Here is a 9398-nt window from a genome sequence, read left to right as displayed (position 1 = left end):
ACCTCTTCCTTATCGGTCAGGCCGTCACCATCGGTATCCGGCTTCGTCGGATCGGTCCCAATCTCCTTTTCTTCACCGTCGGTCAGGCCGTCACCATCGGTGTCCTTATTCTTCGGATCAGTCGGAGCTGGGTTACCGTCTTCATCCTTACGGTTGACCTCGTCACCGTCGTTAACACCGTCACCATCGGTATCCGGGTTCTTCGGATCGGTACCGTGCTCCTTTTCCTCACCATCGGTCAGGCCGTCACCGTCGGTATCCGGGTTGTTCGGATCAGTACCGTCCTTTTCTTCCTGGGCATCCGGAACACCATCACCATCGGTGTCGGTGTCATCGCCCGGGAAGGAATCCGGATCCTTCGGATCCTTATTGTCCTTGACCTCGTCACCATCCTTGTGACCATCACCGTCGGTATCCGGGTTATTCGGATCGGTGCCGATCTCAATTTCCGTACGGTCGGTCAGGCCATCACCATCGGTATCCGGGTTCGTCGGATCAGTGTTGCCAGGCTCACCGTCCTCGTCGAACTTGTTGTCCTTGTGCGGGTTCTTGGAACCGTCGACCTCTTCCTTATCGGTCAGGCCGTCACCATCAGTATCCGGCTTCGTCGGATCAGTACCAAGATCCTTCTCTTCCTTATCGGTCAGGCCATCACCATCGGTGTCCTCCTTGGTCGGATCAGTACCGTCCTTGACCTCGTCACCGTCGTTGATGCCGTCACCGTCGGTGTCCGGTTTGTTCGGATCGGTACCGTGCTCCTTTTCCTCACCATCGGTCAGGCCATCACCATCAGTATCCGGATTGTTCGGATCAGTACCGTCCTCCTTCTCCTGCTCATCGGAGACACCATCACCATCAGAATCAACCAAGATAGAGGTAACAACGGTCAGCTTGAACTCATCCGTTGCTTCCTTGCCATCCTTCGTCGCCTTGACCTCAATGTCGTAAGACTTAAGTTCAGCGTCCTCAGGAACAGTGCCCTCGATGACGTTACCGTTGAGCTTCAGGAACTCAGGCAATCCAGTAACGGAAATCTCTGCACCGTCGGTAGCCTCGATTGGGATGGAAACCTTCTCGCCACGAGCAACCCTCGTGTCAGGAATAGCATCGACCTTCACATCAGAATTAGAAGCGTCCGGATCCTCAACGGTAACCGTCACATCAACGTTGTCCTTAGAACCATCCGGGTAAGTTACCTCCACCGGAACAGTGATCTTTTCGCCAGGCTTCGCATCCTCCGGAACCGTAACGGTGACCTCACCGGTCTTCGGATCAACCTTTACATTGTCCTTCGGCAACGGCTTCTCATTACCGTCCTTATCGATGTACTTCGGAGCCTTGTCCTCAGACTCATCCGGAGCAAACGTGGTGCCATCCGGAGTATCGGTGTCGTTACCCTCGCCGTCCTTGAACTTCGGAGCATCAACCTTGGCATCATCACCAGGCTTACCCTTGCCGTCCTCGTACTTTGGCTCGAACTTGTCGGCGTCCTTGTCACCAGGCTGCTCCGGAGCATCCGGATCCTCAACGGTAACCGTCACATCAACGTTGTCCTTAGAACCATCCGGGTAAGTTACCTCCACCGGAACAGTGATCTTTTCGCCAGGCTTCGCATCCTCCGGAACCGTAACGGTGACCTCACCGGTCTTCGGATCAACCTTTACATTGTCCTTCGGCAACGGCTTCTCATTACCGTCCTTATCGATGTACTTCGGAGCCTTGTCCTCAGACTCATCCGGAGCAAACGTGGTGCCATCCGGAGTATCGGTGTCGTTACCCTCGCCGTCCTTGAACTTCGGAGCATCAACCTTGGCATCATCACCAGGCTTACCCTTGCCGTCCTCGTACTTTGGCTCGAACTTGTCGGCGTCGCGGTCGGTGGACTCAACGACGAAGCGTGCAGTACCAGTTGCGGTCGTGCCGTCCTTGTAGGTGACCTGGACCGGAACCTCGATGCTGTCCTCGTTGGCTGCATTATCCGGGAAGGTTACGGAAACCTTACCGGTCTTCTCATCGACGGTGACGGTGTAGCCCTCTGGAGCCTTGAAGGTCTCAGGCAGCGCGAACTTCGTCGGCTCCTTGGTTGCGTCCTGGTTCTTCAGCTCCTCAGCAGTGAGCATCTCGACGTCTTCGGTCTCCGTGTTATCGAAAGTCGGAGCCTTGGAAGGGGTTGCCTCACCAGGCTTAGCCTTAGTCTCCTCGTAGTGTGGCTGCCAACCAACCAGAACCGTGAATGCGTCGGCCGCAATAGCCTGACCGCGCTCCCCGGTCTTCTTGTTGACCGGGTACAGGTACGCAGTGAACGTCGTCGTGGACTTAACACCCGTGGTGTCGAACTGGCAAGACGGAATGGTGCCGGCCGGCTCCGGATCCACCGGCTCACAGGTCTTCTCTACCTTACCGGTGTCACCGTTAACCCACTCGATCTGGTACTGCAGGCCGTCAACCCACTGGATCGGCAGGCCAGCCGTCTTGGTATCAACCTTGTCGCCCGGCTTTGCGGGATTCTGACGAGTGTCCTTTTCAAGCACGTCAAAGACGACGTAGTCCGAGTAGATGACGTGACGGTTCTCCAGCAGGTAGTGCTCGCCGGCGCCGTAGACCATGCCACCAGCCCACTTGCCCTCACCGTTGAACACGTACTGGTCACGCGGCAGGAAGGAGTTGTTGTAGAACGGCGTGAACTGACCAAGCCCCTCAGTCTCCTCCGTAGAGAAGAACAGCCAGTCCCAGTTCACGTGCTTCGGAATGTTCTTGATGCCACGACCAGTAACGGACCTCTCCCAGCTACCGACGTCTGCAGCAGGCGCAACCTGGCCAAACAGGTTATAAGCATTGTGCTTCGAACCGTCAGGGAAGGTCACCTCAGCACCGTTATCACGCGCCAGGTCGGTGTAGATGAGCGCGCCGTCGTCGTAGCCACGGTCGACGTTGTTGGTTGTCCCGGTATTTCGCCCAAAGGTGCCCTTGAACTGCAGCGTGTAGTCGCCCTTGCTGTCGACAGTGGCTTCAGAGGTCTCGGCAATCCACTTGTCCTTGCCCTCTTCCGCCATCTTGCGCTTGATCCAGTTCTGCAGCGCAGTCTCGTTGCGGTTGGTCCAACCACGCCCGCGGATCTCGTCGAAGCCAAGATCCTTAGCAGCCTTCGTCTTGATCTCGTTAACTGCGTAGTCAGACAGGTAGGAACCGTAAACCTTCACGCCCGTTGCCGGCACATCGGCACCGTTCATCTTGTTCATCAGGCTCGGAGTGAACGCGCCCTGCGTATTGTACAGGTGCCAGAACAGGTTGCCCTTGATCTGGCCAGGACCATTGCCAACCACCGGGTTCTGATCAGCCTTGTCACGGTGCATCACGTCATGGCGGGTCTTCTCACCAAATGCGAAACGAACGTTGGTCACGCGGTCCGGGCCAACGAGCCAGCCCATGCCACCCGGGGTGTCGTACGTAGCGGCGTTCGGACCCATGTGGCCGAAGTTGTAGCCATACAGCTGCGTGAAGTTTTCCGTATCCGGGTTGTCTACCCACACACGGATCTTCTCGTACTGCGGGCCATTCGGGTCCGCATCGAACTTGACTACCTCGCCCTTCGCATTGTTGAAGGGCTTCATGTGAATGGTGTAGCGACCATCCGCGCGGGTAGTGGTGGTGTACACAGGCGAGGTCACACCGCCCTTCTCAGTCCACTGAGCGTAGACGCGGACACCTTCCATCGGAATCGGCTTCCATGGGTCACGGGTGCCCGGGTACACCGAGAGGTCACCGTCGCGCTGGTGAATGACGTAACCTTCGATCGATTCGTTAGCGCCTTGATCGGCACCAGACTCAATCGCACCTTCCTTGGCTGCCCCTGGGGTAAAGGTGTAGCGCTGCTCATCCACCACAGACTGGTAGGCACCATTGTGCTCACCCGGGTACTTGACACCATTACCGGCGGTGTTCGGCTGGCCAGCCTCGGCCGGGGTGCCAGCGACTGCGGCCACATTGTAGTTCGGGGTTACCGAGTGGACGAAGGGGCCCACCATGGCAACAGAGAGAGCGGCAGCTGCAATCGTCGTGCCGCGACGACGAGCTGATCCGTTGAAACTCTTCATTTTCATGAAGAATCCTTTCTTGAGAAAAAATATGTATCCGGTCAGCAGCCCGCCCCCGGTCAGATTCCGAAGCTTCTTAGGCGTTCCTGAAGGCAGACTGGACTCAAGCTGAGACCCTCCCCCCCCCCGCCGCTTCCCGCAAGGGCAAAATTCGCTCTCGGTTAACGGTGTCCATGCACGTCATAGCCCATTCCGCGAACGAAAACTGCTAAACCCGCAGGCCACAGGCGGCTCCAATGCTTATGCCGTTCACAGGTTGCTCTACGTTCGTAATTTAGGTCTCATACAAATTACCCCCGCCACACCCTTCTTCATGGGGTGCCGGCGGGGGTAAAGAGTAGATAACTCTACCGGCTATTCGCGGCGTGTCTTACACGGATATCCCTCTCGAAGGTGTAGTTACCTCCATCCCCCGTCACTGCTGTCGAAGCACGGGCCGCACCGCCTTTGCGATGACATAGGCCAGCGGCACCACAACGACCAAGGTGACCAGGAGCCTAATAAGCATCCAGCCGAACTGGGTTGCAAGATGCTCCACATCAAAACCAAGCGCGATAATGCCCACAAGTCCGCTTACCACTACCGCAGCAAAACCGGCGAGGCTCCCGCTAAGAAAATCGAAGCGGGCATATTTACAGCCGAAGAAAACGGCCTCGATGACCGGGACAATGATTACTACCTCCACTACGACTCTGGGGCCTACGACGCCATTGAATGCATAACCCAGCATGACCGACATGACATAACCCACAAATGCGGCCAACGGTTTCTGGACAGTTAAGGCCGCACATAGCCCGGCCAGGGGGAAGAGCGCTGCCGTCCCAGAAAGCAGCGGTAGCAACACATGCGTTGGGAGAGGCTCATCTTCTCCCATGACCAAGCGATTAATAAACGCTCCCCTTCCCCACAATAGGAGCGCGCCAGCAATGACATAGCCGGCAACAATAAGAGCATCAACGCCCGTCCACGCGCGTGGTTTCGGGGCAGGCTTTTCGAATCCAGTGTTCGGAAATGTCATCGGTCGGCACCTTCCTGAGCACGAGCACTGGGGTTCTTGTGCCCTTGTTGACGCTATTGTAAGAGAACCCAAAGTTTCGCGCAGGACGGCGGCTCCGGAAGGGACGTCCCGGTCCGGTGCTACCGATAGAAAAGACCCGCACCTCCTCCCCACCAGTGTCTGGCGGGTGAAGTGCGGGTCTGTGGTTTCCCTCGGTGTCGAAGGACTAAAGGACTAGGTCGTTGACGAACCAGGTCCTAGAAGGTGTAGTCCTCCTCCAGCGGGACGGAAGCGCCGGTGAACTCACCGAAGCCATCGTCGCCGTAGATGGAATCACCGTAGGTCGGAATGGAGTACGCAGCATTGCGTGCAGCCTCAGTCGGCTTCACGCTGATGTTGCGGTAGCGGGAAATACCCGTACCAGCCGGAATCAGCTTACCGATGATGACGTTCTCCTTGAGACCAATGAGCTGATCCGAGCGCTTGTTGATGGCGGCGTCGGTAAGCACACGCGTGGTCTCCTGGAAGGACGCAGCAGACAGCCAAGACTCCGTAGCCAGCGAGGCCTTGGTAATACCCATGATCTCACTGCGCAGCTGTGCCGGCTGGCCGCCCTCAGCGACCTGAGCGGCGTTGACCTGCTTGGCCTCAGAAAGGTCAACCAGGGTACCCGGCAGGAACTCGGTGGAACCGGCCTCAATGACCGTACCGCGACGCAGCATCTGACGGATGATGATCTCGATGTGCTTGTCGTGGATGGCCACACCCTGTGCACGGTAGACAGCCTGAACCTCGTCGATGAGGTGCTTCTCCACGCCGCGGCGGCCGAGAACCTCCAGCACGTCGTGCGGGTCAGCCGCACCACGCATGAGGCGGTCACCGGTGCTGACGTGGTCACCGTCGCGCAGGGAGCGCTCGATCATGGCGTCCGGATTGGACTCCATCGGGCGGCGAACCTGAGCCAAGCCCTGGCGCTTCGACAGCTTCTCGTAGACCACGTTGTCGGAACCGTCATCCGGGGTGATGGTCAGGGTCCAGAAGTTGCCCTCATCGGACAGGGACACGGTGCCGTCGACGGAAGCGATAGGAGCACGGTTCTTCGGGTTACGGGCCTCAAAGAGCTCCTGAACACGCGGCAGACCACCGGTAATATCGCCACCGACACCACCCTGGTGGAAGGTACGCATGGTCAGCTGGGTACCCGGCTCACCAATGGACTGCGCGGCCACGATGCCGACTGCCTCGCCGATATCGACCAGCTTGCCGGAGGCCATGGACTTGCCGTAGCACTTCGCACAAACACCAGCCGGGGTCTGGCAGGTCAGCACGGAGCGAACCTTGATCTCCAGAACGCCAGCGGCGACGATCTTGCGGCTGAGCTCCTCGGTCAGGTCAGCGCCTGCCTCGGCAATAACCTCGCCGTTTTCATCCTTGACATCGTTAGCCACGACGCGGCCGGATGCGGAGGTCTCCCACAGCTCGTGCAGGTCGTAGGAGCCTTCGGCAACCTCGACGCCGATCGGGACGCGCACGCCCTGACGGGTGCCACAGTCTTCCTCGCGGACGATGACATCCTGCGCCACGTCCACCAGACGACGGGTGAGGTAACCGGAGTCAGCGGTACGCAGAGCGGTATCCGCCAGGCCCTTACGGGAGCCGTGCGAGTTGTTGAAGTACTCCAGAACCGACAGGCCCTCGCGGAAGGAGGTCTTAATCGGACGGGTGATGTAGTCACCCTTGGAGTTCACAACCATGCCCTTCATACCGGCCAGGGTCCAGATCTGACGCATGTTACCGGCAGCACCGGACTTCACGATCATCGGAATCGGGTTGTCGTCGGGGTACATCTCCTCGACGGCGTTACCCACGGTGTCCGTGGCGTCCTTCCACAGCTCAACCAGGCGGTCGTAGCGCTCGCGCTCGGTCAGGGCACCCTGCTCCCAGTACTTGCGCTCGATGCGCTCTGCTTCCTTCTCATAAGACTCGAGGACCTCGGTCTTGTTCGGAAGAACCAGAACGTCGTGCATGGTGATGGTCACGCCGGAACGGGTGGCCCAGTAGAAGCCCGCGTCCTTCATCTTGTCCAGAACCTGGGCAACGGTGATCATCGGGTACTTCGCAGCGAGGTCATTAATGACGTCACCCAGCAGCATCTTGTTGCCAGCGCCGCCCTTACGGACCATGACGCCCTCGAGGTACGGGTAGTTCCACGGCAGCAGGTCATTGAACATGATGCGGCCCAGGGTGGTCTCAGCGAGCCAAGCCTGGCCCTTCTGCCAACCATCCGGGAACTGCTCTGCCTCAATGTCTGACGGCGGACGCAGGTGGGAGATGCGCACCTTGATCGGGGCCTGCAGGCCCAGAACGCCGCGGTCACGAGCCATGATGGCCTCCGCGTAGGAGGAGTACACGCCCTGGGCCGGTCCGTTTTCGTCTGCGGGAGCGTAAGCTCCCGCGCCACCGATCTCGTCCTCGCCCTTGTCCATGGTGAGGTAGTACAGGCCGGTAACCATATCCAGGCGCGGCATAGCCAGCGGCTTACCGGAGGCCGGGGACAGAATATTGTTGGAGGCCAGCATCAGCACGCGTGCCTCAGCCTGCGCCTCGGCGGACAGCGGCAGGTGGACTGCCATCTGGTCGCCGTCGAAGTCAGCGTTGAAGGCCTCACAAGCCAGCGGGTGCAGCTGGATGGCCTTACCTTCGACGAGCTTCGGCTCGAAGGCCTGGATACCCAGGCGGTGCAGGGTCGGTGCACGGTTCAGCATCACCGGGTGCTCGGAAATGGCCTCTTCGAGGACGTCCCACACCTCAGGGCGCTGGCGCTCCACCATGCGCTTAGCGGACTTGATGTTCTGCGCGTAGTCGTTTTCCACCAGGCGCTTCATGACGAAGGGCTTGAACAGCTCCAGAGCCATGAGCTTCGGCAGACCACACTCGTGCAGCTTGAGCTGCGGACCAACGATAATCACGGAACGGCCGGAGTAGTCCACGCGCTTACCCAGCAGGTTCTGGCGGAAGCGACCCTGCTTACCCTTGAGCAGGTCAGACAGGGACTTCAGCGGGCGGTTACCCGGGCCGGTGACCGGACGGCCGCGACGGCCGTTGTCGAAGAGCGCGTCAACGGACTCCTGCAGCATGCGCTTCTCGTTGTTCACGATGATCTCGGGAGCGCCGAGGTCGATCATGCGCTTGAGGCGGTTGTTGCGGTTGATCACGCGACGGTAGAGGTCGTTGAGGTCGGAGGTGGCGAAGCGGCCACCGTCCAGCTGCACCATCGGGCGCAGCTCCGGCGGGATCACCGGGATAGCGTCGAGCACCATGCCGGCCGGGTCGTTGCCCGAGCGCAGGAAGGCCGCAACAACCTTCAGGCGCTTGAGGGCACGCATCTTCTTCTGGCCCTTGCCGTTGTTGATGATCTCCTTGAGCTCCTCGGCCTCAGCCTCGAGGTCGAAGTTGCGGATGAGGGTCTGGATAGCCTCTGCACCCATGCCGCCGGTGAAGTAATCCTCGTAGCGGTCAACCAGCTCTTCGTAGATGGTCTCATCGATGATCATCTGCTTCGGAGCCAGCTTGATGAAGGTGTTCCAGATTTCGTCGAGGCGAGCGACCTCGCGCTCACCGCGCTCGCGGATGTGCTGCATTTCCTTGTCGGCAGCGTTCTGGACCTTGCGGCGGGCGTCGGCCTTGGCGCCGGCGGCCTCCAGCTCGGCCAGATCCTGCTCGAGCTTGGCAGCGCGCTCAGCGATCTCGGACTCGACGTCATCCTCCACGTCCTTCTTCTCCAGCAGCATCTCAGCTTCCAGAGTGGACTGGTCATTGTGGCGAGCTTCCTCGTCCACGGAGGTGATGATGTTGGCAGCGAAGTAAATGATGCGCTCAAGGTCCTTCGGAGCCAGGTCCAGCAGGTAGCCCAAGCGGGAAGGAACGCCCTTGAAGTACCAGATGTGGGTCACCGGCGCGGCCAGCTCGATGTGGCCCATGCGCTCACGGCGCACCTTGGACTTGGTCACCTCGACGCCACAGCGCTCACAGATGATGCCCTTGTAGCGCACGCGCTTGTACTTACCGCAGGAGCACTCCCAGTCACGGGTCGGGCCGAAGATGCGCTCGCAGAAGAGGCCGTCCTTCTCCGGCTTGAGGGTGCGGTAGTTGATGGTTTCGGGTTTCTTGACCTCGCCCTTGGACCAGCGACGGATGTCCTCTGCGGTGGCCAGCCCGATGCGGAGCTCGTCGAAGAGATTTACGTCAAACACGTAATGTCTCCCTTTCATCCCCCGTCAGGGGGAAGTTGATGGCTTTGTATGTAG

General features: G+C 59.3%; 3 protein-coding genes. All 3 read right to left on the bottom strand.

The window, feature by feature from the left end:
- Nucleotides 1-4094: YPDG domain-containing protein (locus HMPREF2993_RS05885; RefSeq protein WP_168166769.1), on the bottom strand; the 4094-nt coding region annotated here is incomplete at its 3' end.
- Nucleotides 4095-4509: 415 nt separating this feature from the next.
- The gene (locus HMPREF2993_RS05880) at nt 4510-5112 is read right to left on the bottom strand and encodes an ECF transporter S component (protein ID WP_070701490.1); all 603 of its coding nucleotides are present in this window, start codon (nt 5110-5112) and stop codon (nt 4510-4512) included.
- Between the two features lie 236 nt (nt 5113-5348).
- A complete protein-coding gene (locus HMPREF2993_RS05875; protein ID WP_070701488.1) occupies nt 5349-9344 on the bottom strand; it encodes a DNA-directed RNA polymerase subunit beta' in 3996 nt (1331 codons plus the stop codon).
- Nucleotides 9345-9398: the final 54 nt, after the last annotated feature.

Origin of the sequence: Corynebacterium sp. HMSC068G04, assembly GCF_001814885.1 — a bacterium.
GTDB classification, from domain to species: Bacteria; Actinomycetota; Actinomycetes; order Mycobacteriales; family Mycobacteriaceae; genus Corynebacterium; species Corynebacterium hiratae.
Note: the sequence above shows the minus strand (reverse complement) of the source record. Positions and strands in the feature narration are given on the sequence as shown.

Coding starts and splice junctions, on each gene's coding strand:
- HMPREF2993_RS05880 (WP_070701490.1), bottom strand. CDS start 5,112: ATGACATTTCCGAACACTGGATTCGAAAAGCCTGCCCCGAAACCACGC.